General features: G+C 67.0%; 18 protein-coding genes. 10 read left to right on the top strand and 8 right to left on the bottom strand.

Features of this window, described 5'->3' with window-relative positions:
- Positions 1 to 373: 373 nt before the first annotated feature.
- Genes atzF through FR943_RS10250 form a run of 5 tightly spaced genes read right to left on the bottom strand, consistent with a single transcriptional unit; the run spans position 374 to position 7010 of the window.
- Complete coding sequence (gene atzF / locus FR943_RS10270) at positions 374 to 1975, bottom strand: allophanate hydrolase (RefSeq protein WP_443732531.1); 1602 nt, start codon at positions 1973 to 1975, stop codon at positions 374 to 376.
- Positions 1976 to 2031: 56 nt separating this feature from the next.
- Positions 2032 to 4026 carry a 5-oxoprolinase/urea amidolyase family protein gene (locus FR943_RS10265; RefSeq protein WP_217156600.1) on the bottom strand — a complete coding sequence of 665 codons (1995 nt, stop codon included), beginning with the start codon at positions 4024 to 4026 and terminating at the stop codon, positions 2032 to 2034.
- Positions 4023 to 4643 carry an urea amidolyase associated protein UAAP2 gene (locus FR943_RS10260; protein ID WP_217156598.1) on the bottom strand — a complete coding sequence of 207 codons (621 nt, stop codon included), beginning with the start codon at positions 4641 to 4643 and terminating at the stop codon, positions 4023 to 4025. Before FR943_RS10260 ends, FR943_RS10265 begins: the two co-directional genes overlap by 4 nt.
- Positions 4640 to 5467, bottom strand: coding sequence for an urea amidolyase associated protein UAAP1 (locus tag FR943_RS10255; RefSeq protein ID WP_217156596.1), 828 nt, complete (start codon positions 5465 to 5467; stop codon positions 4640 to 4642). The genes FR943_RS10260 and FR943_RS10255 overlap by 4 nt, the downstream gene beginning before the upstream one ends.
- Position 5468: 1 nt before the next feature.
- Positions 5469 to 7010: an amino acid permease gene (locus tag FR943_RS10250; RefSeq protein ID WP_217156593.1), complete on the bottom strand. Its 1542-nt coding sequence runs from the start codon at positions 7008 to 7010 to the stop codon at positions 5469 to 5471.
- A gap of 172 nt (positions 7011 to 7182) precedes the next feature.
- Here FR943_RS10250 and FR943_RS26380 point away from each other — a divergent pair, with 172 nt between their 5' ends.
- Genes FR943_RS26380 through FR943_RS10240 form a run of 3 tightly spaced genes read left to right on the top strand, consistent with a single transcriptional unit; the run spans position 7183 to position 9630 of the window.
- Positions 7183 to 8214 (top strand): putative nucleotidyltransferase substrate binding domain-containing protein, encoded by a 1032-nt coding sequence (locus FR943_RS26380; RefSeq protein ID WP_246584960.1) that lies wholly within the window; start codon positions 7183 to 7185, stop codon positions 8212 to 8214.
- The gene (locus FR943_RS10245) at positions 8208 to 9011 is read left to right on the top strand and encodes a Fic family protein (protein ID WP_308170520.1); all 804 of its coding nucleotides are present in this window, start codon (positions 8208 to 8210) and stop codon (positions 9009 to 9011) included. Before FR943_RS26380 ends, FR943_RS10245 begins: the two co-directional genes overlap by 7 nt.
- Positions 9004 to 9630 (top strand): nucleotidyltransferase domain-containing protein, encoded by a 627-nt coding sequence (locus tag FR943_RS10240; RefSeq protein ID WP_217156590.1) that lies wholly within the window; start codon positions 9004 to 9006, stop codon positions 9628 to 9630. Before FR943_RS10245 ends, FR943_RS10240 begins: the two co-directional genes overlap by 8 nt.
- 4 nt (positions 9631 to 9634) lie before the next feature.
- Here FR943_RS10240 and FR943_RS10235 read toward each other — a convergent pair whose 3' ends face one another.
- Positions 9635 to 10234: a TetR/AcrR family transcriptional regulator gene (locus FR943_RS10235; RefSeq protein ID WP_217156588.1), complete on the bottom strand. Its 600-nt coding sequence runs from the start codon at positions 10232 to 10234 to the stop codon at positions 9635 to 9637.
- Between the two features lie 89 nt (positions 10235 to 10323).
- Between FR943_RS10235 and FR943_RS10230 the strand changes: the two genes are divergently transcribed.
- The 4 genes from FR943_RS10230 to FR943_RS10215 all read left to right on the top strand — a co-directional run bounded on the left by FR943_RS10230 (position 10324) and on the right by FR943_RS10215 (position 15053).
- The gene (locus tag FR943_RS10230) at positions 10324 to 10878 is read left to right on the top strand and encodes a methyltransferase family protein (protein WP_217156586.1); all 555 of its coding nucleotides are present in this window, start codon (positions 10324 to 10326) and stop codon (positions 10876 to 10878) included.
- Positions 10875 to 12344 (top strand): FAD-dependent monooxygenase, encoded by a 1470-nt coding sequence (locus tag FR943_RS10225; protein ID WP_217156584.1) that lies wholly within the window; start codon positions 10875 to 10877, stop codon positions 12342 to 12344. The genes FR943_RS10230 and FR943_RS10225 overlap by 4 nt, the downstream gene beginning before the upstream one ends.
- A gap of 150 nt (positions 12345 to 12494) precedes the next feature.
- The gene (locus FR943_RS10220; RefSeq protein ID WP_217156582.1) at positions 12495 to 13655 is read left to right on the top strand and encodes an LLM class flavin-dependent oxidoreductase; all 1161 of its coding nucleotides are present in this window, start codon (positions 12495 to 12497) and stop codon (positions 13653 to 13655) included.
- Between the two features lie 15 nt (positions 13656 to 13670).
- Complete coding sequence (locus FR943_RS10215) at positions 13671 to 15053, top strand: NtaA/DmoA family FMN-dependent monooxygenase (protein ID WP_217156580.1); 1383 nt, start codon at positions 13671 to 13673, stop codon at positions 15051 to 15053.
- On the opposite strand, the gene FR943_RS10210 is transcribed toward FR943_RS10215, so the two are convergent.
- Both FR943_RS10210 and FR943_RS10205 read right to left on the bottom strand, forming a co-directional pair.
- Complete coding sequence (locus FR943_RS10210) at positions 15054 to 15344, bottom strand: hypothetical protein (protein WP_217156578.1); 291 nt, start codon at positions 15342 to 15344, stop codon at positions 15054 to 15056.
- 10 nt (positions 15345 to 15354) lie between these two features.
- Positions 15355 to 16047 (bottom strand): potassium channel family protein, encoded by a 693-nt coding sequence (locus FR943_RS10205; RefSeq protein ID WP_217156604.1) that lies wholly within the window; start codon positions 16045 to 16047, stop codon positions 15355 to 15357.
- 79 nt (positions 16048 to 16126) lie between these two features.
- On the opposite strand from FR943_RS10205, the gene FR943_RS10200 reads away from it, so the two are divergent.
- The 3 genes from FR943_RS10200 to FR943_RS10190 all read left to right on the top strand — a co-directional run bounded on the left by FR943_RS10200 (position 16127) and on the right by FR943_RS10190 (position 20169).
- Positions 16127 to 17623 (top strand): potassium/proton antiporter, encoded by a 1497-nt coding sequence (locus tag FR943_RS10200; RefSeq protein ID WP_217156576.1) that lies wholly within the window; start codon positions 16127 to 16129, stop codon positions 17621 to 17623.
- A 293-nt stretch (positions 17624 to 17916) separates the two neighbouring features.
- Positions 17917 to 19416 carry a SulP family inorganic anion transporter gene (locus FR943_RS10195; RefSeq protein WP_308170521.1) on the top strand — a complete coding sequence of 500 codons (1500 nt, stop codon included), beginning with the start codon at positions 17917 to 17919 and terminating at the stop codon, positions 19414 to 19416.
- A gap of 54 nt (positions 19417 to 19470) precedes the next feature.
- Positions 19471 to 20169 (top strand): HAD family hydrolase, encoded by a 699-nt coding sequence (locus tag FR943_RS10190; RefSeq protein WP_217156572.1) that lies wholly within the window; start codon positions 19471 to 19473, stop codon positions 20167 to 20169.
- The last annotated feature ends 105 nt before the right edge of the window (positions 20170 to 20274 follow it).

Genomic DNA, 20274 nt, shown 5'->3' with positions numbered 1-20274 from the left:
TCTCAGCGGCGCGCGGCGAGGGCATCACCCACCCTAACAAGAGCGAGCGAATTAATGACTCAGGACACTAGGACCGCTCCGCCATCGGCCCACAGCGGACACGTCCATTCAGTGGGCTCGCAGGCTCGCAACCCCCTGATGTATCGCAGCGCGAAATTCGGCCCGAACGCCAGCGAGTCGAGCATGCGGCAACCTGCCCAATGGTCGTAGTACAGCTGCCACTTACCGTTTTCGACGATCACAAAGTTGGCCCGGTTACCCATGCCGCATTCCTTGTTCGCAGGGATGATTGCGACAACAGTCTCGCTACCCACCGACAACCCGGAGCATTCACCGCAGAGTTATCCCCAGCGCGGAGTTCATCCACAGGCGCTTACGCCATCGCAGCCAGCCAACCCCGGTACTCGGTGATGTCGCGGGCCTGCGCGGGTGCGATGTGGTCACAGCCGAACCCGGTGATCCACCGTCCGTCGTCGAGTTCCACCTTGCCCAACAGCATCGGTGCGGGCAGCTCGGCCAGGAACTCGCCCAGTGCAGCCGGCGAGAGTACCCATCGTTCGCCGACTATCGGCGCGCCACCTTCGGTGACACGGGTCAGGCCCGGCTTGGGCGGAACCGTGTCGAGCGCGTAGAGGCGGTAGTGCGGCGCGGTGGTGATCGGTCCGGCCCAACGGGCACCCCGACCGGTGAGCTGATGCTCCAGCGGCTGACCGCGCAGGTGCGCACCGAACACCGCAAGCTCGGTCAGCGGTACGCCGCCCGACTCGGGCCAGGTCCCGGTTGTCGGGACGTCGAGGAACCGGGCCGCCAGATCGGCGATGACCCCGTCGTGGAATGCCGGTGCCAGCAGGGTGATTCCGAACTGCGCGCCGTCGGAGACCGTTCCGGCGGGAATGGCGACGGCGCACATGTCGAAGAGGTTGCAGAAGTTGGTGTAGCGGCCCATCCGGGAGTTCACCACGACCGGGTCGGCTGCGACCTCGTCGATACGCGGATGCTCAGGAGCCGTCGGGACCATGAGCGCGTGACAGCCGTCAAGCTGCGCCAAGGCTGTTCGACGCAACTCCTCGACCCGCCGCCGGTCACGCAGCAGGTCCGCCGCCGAATGCGCACCCGCGGCGGTGATGATCGCGGCCACGGTCGGATCCAACTCCGCGTCAGGACCTGCCGTGCTGACGAAATCCCCTACCGCATCCCATCTCTCGGCGACCAACGCGCCGTTGTACAGCAGGCCTGCCGCGGCGAAGAGGTCGTCCATCGGGATCGGGACCGTGTCGAAACCGGCAGCCTTCGCCTGGCGCACAGCTTCCCCGAACGCGGCCTGCCACGCGTCGTCGAGCCCGGTCAACGTATCCGGTATCGCAATTCTGGGCGTCACCGGCGCGGCGAAGAGAATGTCGGCCGGCCACGGGCGTTGCGGCGCACCGGCATTCATCACGGCCATCGCCGACTGGGCCGTGCCCAGGTCAGCAGCGAAAATCGTCACACAGTCATAGCTCGCACATGCTGGGATGACGCCTTCGGTGGAGACGAGGCCGACCGTGGCTTTGATTCCGACGATGCCCTGCAATCCGGCCGGCACCCGACCCGACCCGGCGGTGTCGGTGCCGATTGCGATGTCGGCGAAGCCGAGCGCGACGGCCACCGCGGAACCGGAACTCGAACCGCCGGAGATGTACTCGGGCCGGCGGGAATCCCGCACGGCGCCATAGGGACTGCGCGTCCCCACCAGGCCGGTGGCAAACTGGTCGAGGTTGGTCTTGCCGATGACGACCGCACCGGCGGCCTTGAGAGCGGTCACCGCCGGTGCGTCGGCATCGGGAACGTAACTGAAGTCTGGGCACGCCGCAGTCGTCGGGATCCCGGCGACGTCGACGTTGTCCTTGACCGCCAGCACCAGCCCGGCCAGCGGGCCGTCGGCGGCAAGTGCCGCGCGGTAGTCGTTCTCCACCTCAGCCTGAGAACGCAGCTGGATGAACACCTCGTCACGCCCGCTGTCGGTGATGTTGCGGTAGATCTCGGCGATCTTGCTCACGCAGACTCCTTCCGTACGAATTCTCCTGCCGCCGCCCAACGCTCGCGCTCCTCGACGCGGGCCGCTTCCATCTTCGCGCGGGTTGCGGCGATGTCGCCGGCATTGGCGGCCAGGAACCGCTCATGCTCGGCCAACGAGAACGTTCCATCGGTGATCTCCACATCGCCTCGCCCGGCGGCCATGTCGGCGCGTAGATCCAGCAGTTCCTCGGGTGACACCGGGTACCACCGGACCCGGTCGAAAAAGCGCAACAGCCATGGGTGTTCGGGATCGAAGCCCTGAGCGACCAGCGGGTGCCGGTGATTCCAGATCTGCGTGGTCCGGCCGACGAACTGGTACCCGCCGGGCCCCTCCATGCCGTAGATGCACAGGTATGCCCCGCCGATGCCGACCGCGTTCTCCGGAGTCCAGGTCCGGGCCGGATTGTATTTGGTGGTCACCAGGCGATGACGCGGATCCAGCGGTGTGGCGACCGGAGCTCCTAGATACACATCACCGAGGCCGAGCACCAGATACTCAGCGTCATAGACGATCCGGTGTACGTCATCGACCGAATCCAAGCCGTTCATCCGCCGAATGAACTCGATGTTCCACGGACACCACGGCGCATCGGCACGCACCCCGTGCATATAGCGTTCGATGGCCTCCCGGGTGGACGGATCATCCCAGCTCAGCGGCAATCGCACCGTGCGGCTGGGCACCACCAGCTCCTGCGCGGCGGGCAACGAGGCCTCAAGCTCGGCCAGGAGCGGCACCAGCCTCGACTGGGGCAGCCGATCCGGGTCCACCTTGACCTGTAGCGAACGGATACCGGGTGTGAGGTCGATCAGCCCGTCCGGCCGCTGCTGTTCCAGCGCGTGGTGCAGCGCGTGCGCCCGGGCCCGCAGGGCCAGGTCCAATCGCATGTCGCCATATTCGACCAGGACGTTGTCGTCGCCGATCCGGCGGTAGGTGACCGCGGTGCTGCCATCGGATGAGGTTGTGCCGGCGATGATTCCATCGTCCTCGTCACCGCCGGCGGAGAACACCGCCGGCAGGAACGCGCGACGGGCCGGGCCCACGGTGGCGGGCGACGGTGCCGCCGCGGCCTGCACCGCAACGAACCGCACCGTGGCGCCCGGGGCGAGCTGGCCCAGTTTCCAGCGGTCGGCGGCGGTGACGGTCACCGGGCAGACGAAACCGCCAAGGCTGGGCCCATCTGGGCCGAGCAGGATCGGGGTGTCACCGGTGAAATCGAGTGAACCCACCGAGTAGGCGTTGTCATGGATGTTGGACGGGTGCAGCCCGGCTTCCCCACCGTCGGGGCGCGCCCATTCCGGCTTCGGCCCGATCAACCGGACACCGGTGCGGTCGGAGTTGAAGTGCACCTCGTAGTCGTGGTTGAGCAGTGTGTCGAGGTCATTGCGGGTGAAGAATTCCGGCGCGGAGTGCGGTCCCACGGTTACCGCGATCGACCAGTGATCGCCGATGGCCGGCTGTTCTTCGAACAGGATGCGCCGGCGCACACCGGTGGGCGGATCCAGAGTTTCCAGCTTGTCGCCGGACGCCAGCACCCGCCCCTGGTGGCCGCCGAACCGGCCGAGGGTGAATGTCGATGCGCTGCCGAGGTATTCGTCGGCCTGCAGACCACCGGATATCGCCAGGTAGATCCGCAGCCCCGGGCCCTCGACCATACCCACGTCCAGTACCTGTCCGGCCTCGACCAGCACCGGAACCCACTGCGCGACCCGCGTACCGTCGACGCTGACCGGCGCGGGTGCCCCGGTGACGCACACCCAGGTGTCGGTGTCGAAGCGCAGTGCCGGTCCGCCCATGGTCGCTTCCAGACCAGCTGCGCCCTCCGGGTTGCCGACCGCGAGGTTGGCCAGCCGGAAGGACACGTCGTCCATCGGTCCCGACGGCGGCACCCCGATCTGCCAATATCCGTTGCGGCCCGGCCAATCCTGGACGGTGGTGGCCATGCCGGGCCGGATGATCTCCAACGTGCTCATGACCGCGTCACGATCATCCGCACCTCGGTCGGGTCGAAGCCATTGCACGGGTTGTTGATCTGCGGGCAGTTCGACACCAGCACCAGGGTGTCGATCTCAGCCCGCAGCGATACCGTCTTGCCCGGAGCCGACAATCCATCGACGATGCCCAGCGCCCCGTCGGGATCCACCGGGACATTCATGAAGAAGTTGATGTTGCTGACGATGTCGGCCTTGGTCAACCCCCAGCGGGCGCCCTCTCCGATGAAGTTCTCCACGCAGGCGTGCTGGTGTTTGGTGTGGTGCCCGTAGCGCAGGGTGTTCGATTCCTGCGAGCAGGCCCCGCCGAGGGTGTCGTGGTTGCCGACCTCGTCCTCGACGATGGTCAGCATCGGCTCGCCGTCACTGTCGCGCAGCACCGACCCGGTGGTCAGGAAGATGTTGCCCTGTGCCGCAATCGTGGCCGGGGCGCTGTAGCGCACGATGGGGTCATCCGCGCCGTAGAACAGGGTGTCCACGGCCTGGTTACCGTGCAGGTCGACGATGGTGAGGACGTCGCCAGCGCGCACGATCTTGGACCACGGGGCCCGGGGCGCGACGATTTCATCGACAACGGTGTAGGCGGCGGTGACGGTCATCGAGCACTCCAGACATCTTCGGAATTCAGGTAGGCGCGTTGATATTCAGGGTCGCGGGCACCGATCGAGGCACCGATTTCGGCCAGGCCGTCGGGTGCGGTCCAGGCCAGCACCTCCAGGGTGCCGACGGTGAACTGCGGTGCGGGATCGAGCGGGTGGGCGGTGTTGGCGATCGCCACGATCAGCGGCAGGTGGGTGATGAGCTCGACCGCTTTCCCCGCGCCGGCTGAGCCGGTGGACACCAGGGCACCGTCGGGATCGACCCGCACGCCGTGGAAGAACGACACGTTCGGGGCCACGTCGCGCCGGGTCAACCCGTTCTTGAGGGCGGCCAGGGCCAACATCTCGCGCCCGGCCGGGCTGGCCGATTCCACCTCGCCCGCACCGTATTTGGCGGTGTTGCCGGACAGCGTGGTGGTGCCGCACAGCGCGTCGTGATGCCCCGAGGTGTCCGACACCACGGTGGCCAGTACCCGGCCCTGGTCGCTGAGCAGCGGATGGCCCGCCGAAAGATAGGCCTGCCAGGGCACTTTCACGGTGTCAGCGACGTTGAGGCGCTCCCAGGGGGCGTCGGCCCGCCACGCCAGCAGGTGGGCACATGCGGTGCCCTCCAGATCGCGCAGGCGCAGTCGGGTTCCGCGGGCCAGCACCTTGCTGGTGTAGCGCCCACCTGGAACTGTTTCGGCCCAGGTCAATTGCTCGGGGGCAACGTCCTGCGGCGGTGTGGGCCACGCCGAGGCCGGCACCACCGGCATCGTATTGGTGAGGGTGCCGGCTTGGGAGCGAGCATGGTCGCGGGCACCGGCAGTTGTGGCAGTGGTCATCTCAGGCTCCGATCGTGACGGGTTTGGGATGGGTTTTGCCGCGCGGGAAGCACAGCGCGCCGAGCCCGACCGCCGCTGCGATGCTCAGCGGTCCAGCCCATTGCAGGATTGGCAATTCACCGGTGGGGTTGAAGATCTCGGCGCGCGGCCAGCCCAGGTTCACGATCATCACCGCCCCGTACAGCACAGCCAGGGCGTTGATCGCGACACCGAACCTGCCGAGCGAGAACAGCGGTAGCCCTTCGGCGTCGACCTGGTTGCGTTGGGCGGGCCAACCTTTGAGCCTGCGGTACAGCAGCGGCGCAGTGACCAGCAGGTAGGCCAGGTAGATCAGGATGATGCAGACGCTGGCCAGGGTTGCGAAGATCGCCGAGTTGCCGACGTTGACCAGCAGCACGCCGATGCACAGCAGGCCGATGAGCACCGACGGCCAGATCGGCGTTCCGGTGCGGCTGTTCACCCGGGACAGAATCGCCGACGCCGGCAGCCGCCCGTCGCGGGCCATCGAGAACATCAGGCGCGAGGCCGCGGTCTGAATCGCCAAGGTGCAGATCGTGATCGCGATGCAGACGTCGACCAGCAGCACCGTGCCCCACGGCGAGGACAGCACGGTGTCGAGCACGTAGGGCAGCCCTTCGGTGGCCAGGCGGCCGTCGGTCAGGCTCGGGGCGGCCATCAGCGCGCCCAGGATCATCAGGCCACCGCCGAGTGCGGAGACCGACAGCGCCAAGCGGATGGTGCGGGGTGCGACGCGGCGGGGGTTGCGGGTCTCCTCGGCGAGCTCGCCCGCCGAACCGAAGCCGACCATCACGTACGCCGCCATCAGGCCGCTCATGATCCAGGCCCAGACATAACCGGGCTGGCCGCCGGCGTGGCCGGTGTCGAACACCACCTGCGGGCCGCGCTGGGCGTGGGTGAAGAACACGCCGATGACGGCGATGACGCCGACGATCTCGCAGATCACCCCGGCACTGTTGACGCGTGACATCCACTTGACGCCAAGGCAGTTGATCGTGGTCGTCAGCACGAGCAGAACGGTGCCGAGCAGTACCGCATTGGCCGCGCCGCTCGGTGAGGTCAGTGCCGGGTCCGCACCGATGATCTGGAATCCGGACCAGATCGAGGGCAGCACCACCTGCAGCGCGATCGCCGCGGCCGAGGCGGTGACGATCTGGGCCAGGATCATGAACCAGCCGCCGAACCACCCGACCACCTCACCGCCCATCCGTCGTGACCACTGGTAGATGGCCCCCGAGATCGGATAGCGCGCGGCCAGCTCGGCGAAGCACAGCGCGACGAGGAACTGGCCGAGAAACACCGCGGGCCAGGTCCAGAAGAACGCCGGGCCGCCGAAGCCGAACCCGAGACCGAACAGCTGAAAGATCGTGGTCAGTATCGATACGAACGAAAAGCCCGCGGCGAACGATTCGAACCTGCCGAGCCGCCGGTGCAACTGCTGGTCGTAGCCAAACTCGGCCAGGTCACCATGGTCGCCGGAAGCGTCGGGCACGTCACGTCCCGCCGCGGTAACACTGCTGGTCATAGGCGATTTCTCTCAGGCTCATGGGCGGTGCCGCCGACTCCTTAACTGTCACTCGATAGATAAGCGTCCCGGCATGTCCGAGCTGTCACCCGCGTGTTTCGTTCAGGTAGCGGACGGTAAGCATTGTGTTGCCGAATCCTCACTGCGCCGGGGTGCTGTCACAATCGCCCTCATGGCGGTGGCTGCGTTCGATGCTGTCCGCCGGCGCATCGCGTCGGCGGACACTGAGCACGAGTTGGTGACGGCCGCCGGCCAGGCCCACGATGCGGTGCACGCCGCGATCGACACCCGAATCGGCGCGGCGTCGGTCGCTTCGAGTTGGTCAGCCCTGGCACGCGCCGCGCTCAGCACCGCCGCACGACTGGTGTCGCCCGATGCCGGCGTGTGGTACGCGTCCGGCAGCGTCGGCCGCGGCGACGCGCTACCCGGATCGGACCTCGAGACGCTGATGGTTCGCGATCCCCGAACGTCTCGGGATTCGGCGCTGGCCCAGGCGATGCACGTGCATGAACTCCTGGCCTGCTGCGGGTTTCGCGCCGACGACAACGGCGCCGTCGCGTCGCGGGTCCGGTTCAACCGCACCGCGCAGGACTGGGTCGTCGACATCGGCCGGTGGGCTGCCCACCCCTCCGCCGACCGGGGCGTGGTGATGATCGGGCTGCTGGCTGACGCCGTCCCCGTCGGGGCGGTCCCCCGCGACGGGCTGGACCTGCGTGAGCAGGCCGGGATCGCCGCCCGTGCCCAGCCCGCGGCGCTGACCGCGATGTTGCAGGACGCCACCTACGCACGCGCCCACGTTCCGTCCCGGCTGCGCGCCCTGACCTCGGGCGATGTCCACGTCGACATCAAACACGCCGCGGTGGACCCGGTGGTCCGCATCGCGCGCTGGGCTGCACTCAGCTGCGGATGCGACGCATTACCCACCGCCGAGCGGATCGGTGCGGCCGCGGGCACCCGATACCTCGATCCCGACGACGCCCGTGTACTGGCGAAGTGCCACACGATCGGCTCCAGCATCCGCTGGCGGGTGCGCTCGGCAGGCTGGAAACCCGATGCCGACGCCGGCGCGGTCGACGAGCGCGTCGCATTGTCGAAGCTCTCGCCGCAGGACCGCACCGCGCTGCGCAGCATCGGCCGGGAACTCACCGGGCTGCGACGCAAACTCGACTACCTGGCGTCGACGTCGACGTTCTCGACGTGGTGACCGTGCTCGACGAGGCCGGGCGTCACGCCCTGGCCCAGACCCTCGCCGCCGAACGCCTGGAAGGCTGGCAGCCCAGCACCGAGCAGATCGCGGATCTGACCGCGTTGCTCACCGGCGCGGTCAGTTACGACGAGTACCTCCGGCTCCGGCTGCCCGTCGCCGGCGCGCCGGCCCGACGACGCCGGTTGGTCCGTCGGCGGCCGTATTACCTGCCTGGAACATCGGTGCTGCGCAACAACTTCGGCATAGCAGACGCCACTGCGCTCGCGCAGCTCGAGTTCGTCGCGACCGCAGGACGGATCCTGCAGGCGCACCTTCGTTGTGATGACTCGGATCTGGATGTGCGGTCACTGCACCGCCGGGTGTTCGGCGACGTGTACGCCTGGGCCGGCGAACCCCGCATCGTCGAACTCCGCAAGGGCGACAGCGCATTCGGCTCGTGTGCCCGCGTACCGGCAGCCTTGGCGACGCTGCAGGCCGAGATCGACCGGCTCGGAGACGAGGGCGCCGAGCTCGACGACGGCACTCTCACCTACCGACTGGCCCGAATCTATGTCGACTACAACCAGATTCATCCCTTCCGCGAGGGCAACGGCCGTACCGGAACCCTGCTGCTGCATCTGCTCGCCGCACGTGCCGGACACCGGTTGGATTTCGCCGATGTGTCCCGCACCGAGTGGATCGCCGCATCGCGGGACTCGATGCCGTTCCGGCGCGACGGCCGCGCCGATCCGCGGCCGTTCGTGGCGGTGCTGCGTAAACGCCTCAAGTCGACGATATTGGATGCCGATGCCTGAACGACTTCCGCCGAACGGCCGGGTGATCACCGCTGAGGAACTCGACCACCTGTGGACGCCGTGGACTCCGCGTACAGTCGCCGACCGGTTGGCCGCCATCGATGCGCCCTGGTATGTGGCGGCGGGCTGGGCGATCGACCTCTACCTCGGCGAGGTGTCGCGACCACACGCAGATATCGAGATCGCCGTCCCGCGGGCAGTGTTTCCTGAAATCGTGGCGGCCCTGCCGGAATTCGACTGGGACGTGGCCGGCGCCGGTCGGCTGTGGCCCTATGCCGAGGCGCGCGATCACCCGGACCTCCATCAGACCTGGTGCCGCGACCCGGCCACCGGTCGCTACCATCTCGACGTCTTCCGCGAACCCCACAACGGGGACATCTGGCTGTGCCGGCGGGACTCGTCGATCACACTGCCCTACGCCCAACTCATCCGGCATCGCGACGGGATACCGTACGTGATTCCCGAAGTTGCGCTGCTGTTCAAGGCACGTCGCACAGCCGCCAAGGACGAGCACGACTTTCGCCGAGCCCTACCGCATCTGACGCCGGCGGGGCGAGACCGGCTCACCGGCTGGCTGGACCGGCTCCATCCACAACATGAGTGGCTTGCGGCGTTATAGCCGCCTACGGATTCGGATCGGTGAGATACCGCTGCACTGTCGGGCCCACCCAGGCGACCAGGTCGTCAACACTGGCCGAGGCCATCGGCTCGATCTTGAGCTGATAGCGCGCGAAGGCCAGCCCGACCAGGTGCACGGTCACCAGCTCGGCGCGCAACTCCGCATTGTCGACGCCGAACTCCGCCGCAACCCGATGGGCCACCGGCCCAGCCAGGGAATCGTGTAAGAGCTTGCGCGCCAACGGTTGGATCTCGGCCGACCGGAAAATCGTCAACAGTGGGTCGAAGGATCCTCCCTGGTCCCACCGCTCGATGACCTCGCGCACCAGACGCGCGCCGATCTCATCCGGCCCCTCATCGAGCAGATGCGCCAGCTGGTGCAGCGGGTGCTGGGGGGTGTCGAGCACCGAGGCGGTGAACAGCCCCTCCTTGTTGCCGAAGTGGTAATAGACCATCGCGACGTCCACCCCGGCGTCGGCAGCGATACCGCGCACGGTCGCCCGTTCGTAGCCGTCGCGCATGAAGTGCTCACGGGCCGCGTCGACGATCCGCTGCTTGTTCTGTTGGCCCGTGCGCCACCGGCCGCTGCGCCCGGACTCTGACATGGACAGAAGTTTAGTTCAACAACTGTTGACCTATGCGGAAGGCAGGGCGTAGCGTTTTCTTCAACAGTGGTTGAAGAAAGGGGTTCGACATGACGCAACGGCGACTCTGGTGGCGGCACACGATCTCGGTATTGATCGCCCCGGCCACGATGACGATCTTCATTCCGGCCCTGATCTTCTGGCTGACCGGCGCTCAGACCCCTGACCTGACCAGCACGTCAGGCCGGCTGCTCGCCATCGCGGGCGTGGCGCTGATCGCGTTCGGGCTGTGGTTTCTGGTGTGGACGGTGATCCTGTTCGACCGCATCGGCAAAGGCGCCCTGGCCATCGGCTCACCGGTCAACCTGGTGGTGGAAGGGCCGTATCGGCACGTCCGCAACCCGATGATGACCGCGGTGTTCTCCATCCAGCTCGGTACCGCACTCGCCATGGCCTCGCCATGGCTGTTCGGCTGGTTCGCGCTGTTCTGCACGCTGACTCTGATCGCGATTCCGGTCTTCGAAGAACCTCATCTGCGCAAACGGTTCGGTGCCCAGTACGACGTTTTCCGGCGCAACGTTCCACGGTGGCTCCCACGGCCCACCGCGTGGGAGCCCGAGTACACTGGCTCGGACTCTGCAGCACCGCAGAGCCAGTCACGATGACGGCCCAGGTACTGATCGTCGGCGCCGGTCCGACCGGGCTCACGATGGCGATCGAACTGGCCCGGCGCGGCGTCGCCGTCCGCATCATCGACGCCGACACCGCACCGACAACCGAAACCCGCGCGCTCGGCGTCCAGCCGAGAACGCTCGAGCTGTTCGAGAAGTTCGGCCTTGCCGAAGCGATGGCAGCCGGCGGTGTACCGGTCACCGAGTTCAATGTCTTCAGTGAGGGAAAACGCTTCCTGCACCTCGACATCCACGATCTGGCCACGCCCCATCCCTACCTGCTGATGCTGCCCCAACCACAGGTGGAAGCACTCTTGACCGCCCGCCTGGCCGAATACGGTGTCACCGTCGAACGCGGCGTCGAACTCACCGCCCTCACTCAGGCATCGGACGACGTCCACGTCGCCCTGCAGCACCGCACCGGGCGGGCGGAACAAACCCACGCCCGGTGGGTGATCGGCTGCGACGGCGCCCACAGCACGGTGCGACACCAGATCCGAGTACCGTTCGTCGGCGCGGCATTCGAGGAGAACTTCGCCGTCGCCGACGTTCACATGGACTGGGCACTGCCGTATGACGTCTTCTACTCGTTCCTCAACCGGGGCCGGTTCGTCGCGTACTTCCCGATGCCCGGCAACCAGCACCGGCTCACCATCGCGTACCGACCCGGCCAATCCCCCGTCGGCGACGTGACTTTCGAAGAGCTGCAGTCCGCAGTGGACCGGTGCGCGCCTGCCGGGGCCCGCGTCGCCGAGATCACCTATGCCGGCCGATTTCGCATCAACCAGCGCAAGGTGGCCAGGCATTCGGTAGGCCGGGTGTTCCTCGCCGGCGACGCCGCACATGTGCATTCCGTGGTGGGCGGGCAGGGAATGAACACGGGTATCCAGGACGCGTTCAACCTGGGCTGGAAACTGGCGGCCGTGGTGCACGAACAGGCTGCGCCCGCGCTACTGGACAGTTACGCCGCCGAACGCTCCCCGGTGGCACACCGGCTGGTCAAGGGCACGCGGAGAGCAACCCGGATGACCCTGTTGCGCAACCCTGTTGCCACGTTCGGCCGCCGTCAACTGGCGCCGCACGTCACCGCGCGGCCCGCCGTCCAGCGCGTCCTGCAGCGCGCGCTGACCCAGCTCGATGTCTCGTACCGCGACGGGGCCGGCGGCACCAATGACACGCACCTGCAGGTCGGCGACCGCTTTCCGCGCATCGACGTACTCGACTCATCCAGGTACACACTGCTGCACTCCGGCCCGAAGCCGCCCGGACTGAACGCCGCGATCGCACCTCACGGGGAGCTGATCGATGTCCGCGGCGCCACCGCATCCGTGGGAAACCCTGGGCTGACGCTCGTGCGTCCCGACGGCTACCTCGCACTGCTCGACGCCGACGTTCGCGAACTCCGTGACTATCTCGACGACACGTTCACCGCTCCCGCGGCCGGAGAGCACATCGCGTAGGCGGACAAACCGAGGATTTCGCATCACCCTGCGTGGATCTCTTCAAGCAGGTCAGACTGGATCGGACACTCGCACCGGCCCGCGCCCGGGATTACCCGGGTGTGTGCTCGCGTTGCCGCCTGAGACCGCGACTGAAAGTGAGAATCGTCGATGGGCACCGCACTGCACCTCGCCGTCGCACTCGACGGCACCGGATGGCACCCGGCGTCCTGGCGTGAGCCGGCGGCCCGGCCCGCCGAATTGCTGACCCCGCGGTACTGGGTCGATCTGGTCAGCCAGGCCGAACGCGGCCTACTGGATTTCGTCACCATCGAAGACGGACTCACCTTGCAGTCCGACCATCCGTTTCGCCCCGACAATCGCACCGATCAGGTACGGGGTCGGCTCGACGCGGTGCTCATCGCCGCGCGGGTGGCTCCCCGCACCCGCCACATCGGCCTGGTGCCCACCGTGATCACCACCCACACCGAACCGTTCCACGCCTCCAAAGCCATTGCCACCCTGGACTACGTGAGCACCGGCCGGGCCGGGGTGCGAGTCCAGGTTTCTTCGCGTCGGGATGCCGCGGCGCATTTCGGCCGCCGCGTACTGCCCGAGGATCGGGCCGCACTCACCGCCGAATTATTCGGTGAGGCCGCGGATTACGTGGAAGTACTGCGCCGGTTGTGGGACAGCTGGGAGGACGACGCCGAGATCCGCGACGTCGCCAGCGGACGGTTCATCGACCGGAACAAACTGCACTACATCGACTTCGAGGGCGCCACGTTCTCCGTCAAAGGCCCCTCGATCACCCCGCGACCGCCGCAGGGGCAACCGGTCGTGGCCGCACTCGGCCACGTCGACCCGGCCTACCAACTGATCGCCACCAGCACCGACATCGGCTTCATCACCCCGCACAGCGCCGGCGAGGTCACCGCCCTGGCCGACACCGTCGCCGCCGTGCGCCCGGAAGCAGACACGCCGGCACGGATGTTCGCCGATCTGGTCGTGTTCCTCGACGACACACCTCAAGCGGCCACCGACCGGCGCGATCGTCTCGACGAACTGGCCGGCACCGCATATCGCAGTGACGCCGAGATCTTCGTCGGCACACCGGCACAGCTGGCCGACCGGCTGCAGGACTGGAATACCGCTGGGGCCACCGGCTTCCGGTTGCGCCCGGCAACTCTGCCGCACGATCTGCAGCAGATCACCGAGGTGCTGGTACCCGACCTACAGCGCCGCAGCGTGTTCCGCACCACCTACGAAGCGTCGACACTGCGCGGCCTGCTCGGCCTGCCCCGCCCCGCCAACCGCTACTCGGCCGCCTGACCATCGAGGATTGCCATGACCAAGCCTGTCAAGCAGATTCACCTGGCCGCGCATTTTCCTGGTGTCAACAACACCACGGTGTGGAGCGACCCCGAATCCGGCAGCCACATCGAGTTCGACTCGTTCGTCCGGTTCGCCCAGACCGCCGAACGTGGGAAGTTCGACTTCATGTTCCTGGCCGAGGGACTTCGATTGCGAGAACAGGGCGGTCAGATCTACGACCTCGATGTGGTGGGTCGCCCCGACACCTTCACCGTGCTGGCCGCGCTGGCCGCGGTCACCGAGCGGCTCGGGCTGACCGGCACCATCAACTCGACCTTCAACGAACCCTATGAAGTGGCACGGCAATTCGCCTCGCTGGATCATCTCTCCGAAGGACGGGCCGCCTGGAATGTCGTCACCTCCTGGGATGCCTTCACCGGTGAGAACTTCCGCCGCGGTGGCTTCCTGCCGGAAAACCAGCGCTACGAGCGGGCCGAGAGCTTCCTGGCCGCCGCCCACACGCTGTTCGACTCCTGGCGCGGCGACGAGATCGTCGCCGACAAACAGACCGGCGTGTTCCTGTCTGACCCAGCCGCCGGCGAATTCGAGTACCACAACGACCATTTCGACATCAGCGGCCGGTTCAATGTCCCGCGCAGCCCGCAGGGTCGACCGGTGATCTTCCAGGCCGGGGACTCCGACCATGGACGCGAGTTCGCCGCAGCGGCCGCCGACGCCATCTTCTCCCGATACGGGACCCTCGAAGACGGGCAGAAGTTCTATGCCGACGTCAAGGGCCGGCTGGCCAAATACGGCCGCCGTCACGAACAGTTGCTGATCCTACCGGCCGCCACCTTCGTGCTCGGCGACACCGATGACGAGGCAACCGAGTTGGCGCACGAGGTCCGGCTGGCGCAGGTCTCCCCCGCCACCGCCATCAAGTTCCTCGAACAGCTGTGGAATCGCGATCTTTCCGATCACGATCCCGACGGACCGCTGCCCAGCGTCGACCCGCTGGTCGGCGAGAACACCATCGCCAAAGGCCGGGCCAGCGTGCGTATCCACCGCGACCCCGTCGCGGTGGCCCACGAGTGGCGGGCCAAGGCCGAAGCCGAGAACCTGACCACACGCGAGCTCATCATCGAGGTCACCGGGCGCCAGAACTTCGTCGGCTCGTCCGCCACGATCGCCGAATCCATCGACCACCTGGTGCAATCCGACGCCAGCGACGGGTTCATCCTGGTTCCCCACGTCACCCCGGGCGGGCTCGACCCGTTCGTCGACCGCGTCGTCCCGCTGCTGCAGGAGCGCGGGGTGTTCCGCACCGACTACGAGGGCACCACGCTGCGCGAGCATCTGGGCCTGACCCTGCCGGACCAACCCCGAAGCGACGAGCACACGGCGGCAACGGGTTAGCTACTCGAGCGTGTCGGGTTCGGCACGGTCCCGGTACTCCCAGCTCGCCCCCGCCGTCAAAGTGCCGGGCTCCAACTCGGTGCGGCCGGAGTCACGGACATGCACCGTCTGCGCCAGAATCTCGTCGGGCTTGCCACCGATGACGATGACCGGATGGTCGTACTCGATACCGTAGAGCTTGAGCGCCGCGTGCACAGCATGCGCCGCGGCCTTGCCCCGCGACATCTTGGCGTTCGAGTTGACCCTGATCACCAGCCGGCGTTCCGGCGCTCCCGCGTCTTCGGCATCCATGCCCATCAGCCTAGGTTTCTTCGGAGACCACTTCCCGGAGGAACTCGCCCCCGTGAATGGCGGTCAACAGCGAATTCTCCGAGGTCCGGTTGGCGGTGAACAGCAGCTCGTCACCGGCTTCGAGCACGTCGTCAGGCTGGGGCAATCTGACCTTGTTGCCCCGCACGACAGTCACCAACGCGGTGTCCGGCGGCAGATTCAACCGATCGACCCGCTCGCCCACCACCGGGTTGTCATGCGGGAGAGTGAGTTTCGTCAACTCCACCCGGCCGCCACGCAGCGTCATCAGGCGCACCAGGTGGCCCACGTCGATGGCACCCTCGATGCCGGCCACAAGTGCCCCGGGCGTCGACACCGCGACGTCGATGCCCCAGTCCTGGCCGAACAGCCATTGGTTGCGGATGTCGTTGATGCGGGCCACCACTCTGGGCACCCCGAACTCCGACTTGGCCAGCAAGCCGACCACGAGATTGGACTTGTCGTCACCGGTGGCCGCGATCAGCACGTCGCTGGTTTCGATGCCGGCATCCTCCATCGCGGAGAGCTCGCAGGCGTCGGCCAGCAACCAATCGGCGCCAGGCACCGTGTTCGGCTCGTAGCGCCGTGGCAGCTGTTCGATCAGCAGGACCTTGTGGCCGCTGTCGACCAGTTCCCGCGCGACCGAACGGCCCACATTGCCCGCGCCGGCGACCACGACCCGCATCTTTTCTCCCGTCACCGGGCCATTTTCCCCCATCGGCGCTCACCGCCTGGAGAGCTTGGCCCTGATTAACTACTTCACGATGAGTCTGAACCAGCTCTACCTCACCTTGTTGACCGGCGGCGTCGTACTGCTGGCCAGCATCATCGGCACGCGGGTGGCGACCCGGATCGGCTTCCCCAGCCTGCTGTTCTTCCTGGCGGTCGGCATGATGCTGGGCATCGACGGCTTCGGGCTGGACTTCCACAACGTCGAACTGGCCCGCAACGTGTGCACCACGGCGTTGGCAATCGTGCTCGTCGAGGGTGGCTTGACCACGCGGTTCTCTGACATTCGCGGGGTGCTGGCGCCGGCCGGGGTGCTGGCCACCGTCGGCGTGGTGGTCAGCACCGGCATCACCGCCGTCGGTGCGCACCTGCTGCTGGGCATGGATTGGCAGCTCGCGCTGCTGCTGGGGGCGATCGTGTCCTCCACCGATGCGGCCGCGGTGTTCTCCGTGCTGCGGATATTGCCGCTGCCCCGTCGGCTGGCCGGCCTGCTGGAGGCCGAATCCGGTTTCAACGACGCGCCGGCCGTCATCCTGGTGTTGACGTTCAGCGTGGTGCCGTTTGTGTTCCACCCCGAAGGCGCCATCACCGACCTTGCCTACGAGCTGGTGATCGGCGCCCTGCTGGGCCTGAGCGTCGGGTTCGCCGGGGCATTCGCGCTGCGACGCATCGCGCTGCCGGCCTCTGGTCTCTACCCGATCGCCACCTTCGGACTGGGGTTCATCGCGTTCGCCGCCGCCGGAAGTGCCCATGCCAGTGGTTTCATCGCGGCCTACTTGTCCGCGGTGGTGCTGGCCAACTCCGGCCTGCCGCACAAATCGGCCACCCGGTCGTTCGCCGAAGGGGTGGGCTGGCTGGCGCAGATCGGGCTCTTCGTGCTGTTGGGCTTGCTGGTGAACCCGCATGAGCTGGCCGACGACGTACTGCCGGCGATCGCGATCGGGCTGGTGCTGCTGCTGGTGGCCCGGCCGGTGTCGGTGGTGCTGTCACTGGCCGGTTTTCGCATTCCGATCCGCGAGCAACTCTTTCTGTCCTGGGCCGGATTACGCGGGGCCGTGCCGATCGTGCTGGCCACGTTCCCGATCGTGGCCGGAGTGGCCGACAGCTACCGCCTGCTGAACATCGTGTTCGTGCTGGTGGTGATCTTCACGCTGGTGCAGGCCCCCAGCATTCGTTACATGGCAAACGCGCTCGGGCTGATCACCCGCGATGTCACCCGCGAGATCCAGGTCGAGGCCGCGCCGCTGGACGTGCTCGACGCCGAACTGCTGACCATGACGGTGCAGCCCCACTCGCGGCTGCACAACGTGACGATCCTGGAACTTCGGCTGCCCGACCCGGCGGTGATCACGCTGATCATCCGCGACGGCCGGACGTTCGTCCCGCTGCCCGACACCCGCATCGCCGTCGGCGACGAGCTGCTCATCGTCACCACCAGCAAGATGCGCTCCGCCGCCGAGGCCCGGCTGCGCGCGGTGAGCCGCCGCGGCAAACTCGCCTACTGGTTCGACGAATACGGTCTCGCGGACTGACTTCTCACATGCTGCCCGCCGGCAGTCAGATCACCGGCAACCGTGATCGCAGCGGTGGGCTTGGCCACAACCGCGGTCGCGGAATTGGAACACCACCCTCGCGCAGGGGTACAGTTCGTCGTCGGCGCCGACCGCGCGGGTCATCCCCCCAATGGTGCCTGGCCCCGAGCTCGACCTTGATCGCGCGTTCGGGCGATGTTTTTCGCGCAGCGATGCGTGTCGACGGCCCCCATTCACCAATGAGGTGGCGTGGCCTTGAAACGGGAGTTGTGTTGAAGCGATCGTCTGATCCGATCACGTCTGATGCGATCACACCGCGAGAGCGGCAGTCGGTGCTCGCGACCCTGCGGTCGCCACGCCTGCTGCGCACCGAGGTGTTCGGCGGCCTGGTGGTCGCCCTCGCGCTGATCCCCGAGGCGATCTCGTTCTCGATCATCGCCGGAGTGGATCCGCGGCTCGGACTGTTCGCCTCGTTCACCATGGCCGTGACCATCGCGATCGTCGGTGGGCGGCCGGCGATGATCTCGGCCGCGACCGGGGCCGTCGCGTTGGTGGTGGCACCCCTGGTGCGCAGCCACGGGCTCGATTACCTCATCGCGACGGTGATCCTGGCCGGGGTCCTGCAGTTGGTTCTGGGCGGGCTCGGGGTGGCCAAGCTGATGCGCTTCGTGCCGCGCAGCGTGATGGTGGGTTTCGTCAATGCCCTGGCAATCCTGATCTTCCTGGCCCAGCTGCCCCACCTGCTCGGGGTGCCGTGGCTGGTGTACCCGATGGTGGCCGTCGCCCTCGCCGTCATCGTGGCACTGCCGAAACTGACCACCGCGATCCCGGCCCCGTTGGTCGCCATCGTGGTGCTCACCGCCGCCACCATCGGATTCGGCTGGTCGATGCCCAACGTGGGTGACGAGGGGCAGCTCCCGTCGAGCCTGCCGTCGCTGCTGATCCCCAACATCCCGTTCACCCTGCAGACGCTCGGCGTGATCGCACCGTATGCCCTGGCGATGGCAGTGGTGGGGCTGCTCGAATCACTGATGACAGCCAAGCTCGTCGACGACATCACCGATACCCACTCCGACAAGTCACGCGAGTCACTCGGACAGGGTGTGGCCAACATCGTCACCGGATTCTTCGGCGGTATGGGCGGCTGCGCCATGATCGGGCAGACCATGATCAACGTGAAGTCCTGCGGTGCCCGCACTCGGATCTCGACGTTCCTGGCCGGCGCCTTCTTGCTCGGTCTGGTCGTCGGCCTCGGCGATGTCGTGGCCCAGATCCCCATGGCCGCACTGGTCGCCGTGATGATCATGGTGTCGGTCGGCACCCTGGACTGGCACAGCATCAACCCGAAGACGTTGCGGCGCATGCCCAGGAGTGAAACCACGGTGATGCTGGCCACGGTGGCGGTCACCGTGGCGACCAGCAACCTCGCCTACGGCGTCGCGGTCGGCACCCTGACCGCGATGGTCTTGTTCGCCCGCCGGGTCGCGCACCTCACCGAGGTCGTCGACATCGCCCACCCGGACGAGCACACCCGGGTCTACGCGGTGCGCGGCGAACTGTTCTTCGCCTCCAGCAATGACCTTGTCTACCAATTCGATTACGTCGGGGACCCGGACAACGTCGTGATCGACATGAGCCAGGCACACATCTGGGACGCATCCACCGTGTCCGCACTGGACGCCATCACCTCCAAATACGCGGCCAAGGGCAAATCCGTCAGCATCGTCGGGATGAACGAGAACAGTGCCGAACGTCACGCCCGTCTCAGCGGCCGCCTCGCCGCGGCGCACTGAGCCCGCGACTGACACGTCCGGTTTGACCTGCAGGCCCGCGGGTATCCCGCGCACATGCGAACGTCGAATCCTTTCGCGGTCCTGTTCGACGTCGACGGCACCCTCGTCGACACGAACTACCTCCACGTGCACGCCTGGGCTCGCGCGTTCCGCGAAGAGAACATCGACGTGGAGTCATGGCGGATCCACCGCAGCATCGGCATGGACGGCAGCAGCCTCGTCAGGGCCCTGTCAGGAGACGCCAGTGAGGCTGTGCAACAACGACTCAAAGACCGCCACAGCAGTCTCTACATGGACAGTGCGGGCTTGATCGTGCGCCTCCCCGGCGCCCGTGAACTCCTGCACCATCTCGCCGGGGCAGGGGTTCAGGTGGTGCTGGCCAGTTCCGCGCCGGAAGACGAACTCGCCCTCACCCGAAAGATTCTCGACAGCGACGACGCCGTCGCGGCAGCGACGTCGTCCAAAGATGTCGACATGGCGAAACCCGACCCGGACATCGTCGAAGTGGCACTGAAACGGGGTAGCGTGTCCGCCGAGCAGGCCGTCTTCGTCGGCGACGCGGTGTGGGACGGAAAAGCCGCCACCCGCGTCGGTGTCCCGTTCATCGGTGTGCGCTGCGGCGGGGTGGCCGACTGCGAGTTGGAAAAGGCCGGCGCCCAAGCGGTTTTCGATGACCCCATGGAACTGCTGCGACGCCTGGACACCACCGTCATCGGCGCACACATCAGCACGGTCGCCAACACGAACGAGTAAAACCCGTGGCACTTGACCCCTCCGGTCGAACGTGTGTGGCGCTCCTAGTGTTCTAGTGGGCGCCTTTTCGCTGTTCAGCAGCGGCTTGTGTTGAGGTTCAAGTGG

Origin of the sequence: [Mycobacterium] fortunisiensis, from assembly GCF_019050325.1 — a bacterium.
Taxonomy (GTDB): Bacteria; Actinomycetota; Actinomycetes; order Mycobacteriales; family Mycobacteriaceae; genus Mycobacterium; species Mycobacterium fortunisiensis.
Note: the sequence above shows the minus strand (reverse complement) of the source record. Positions and strands in the feature narration are given on the sequence as shown.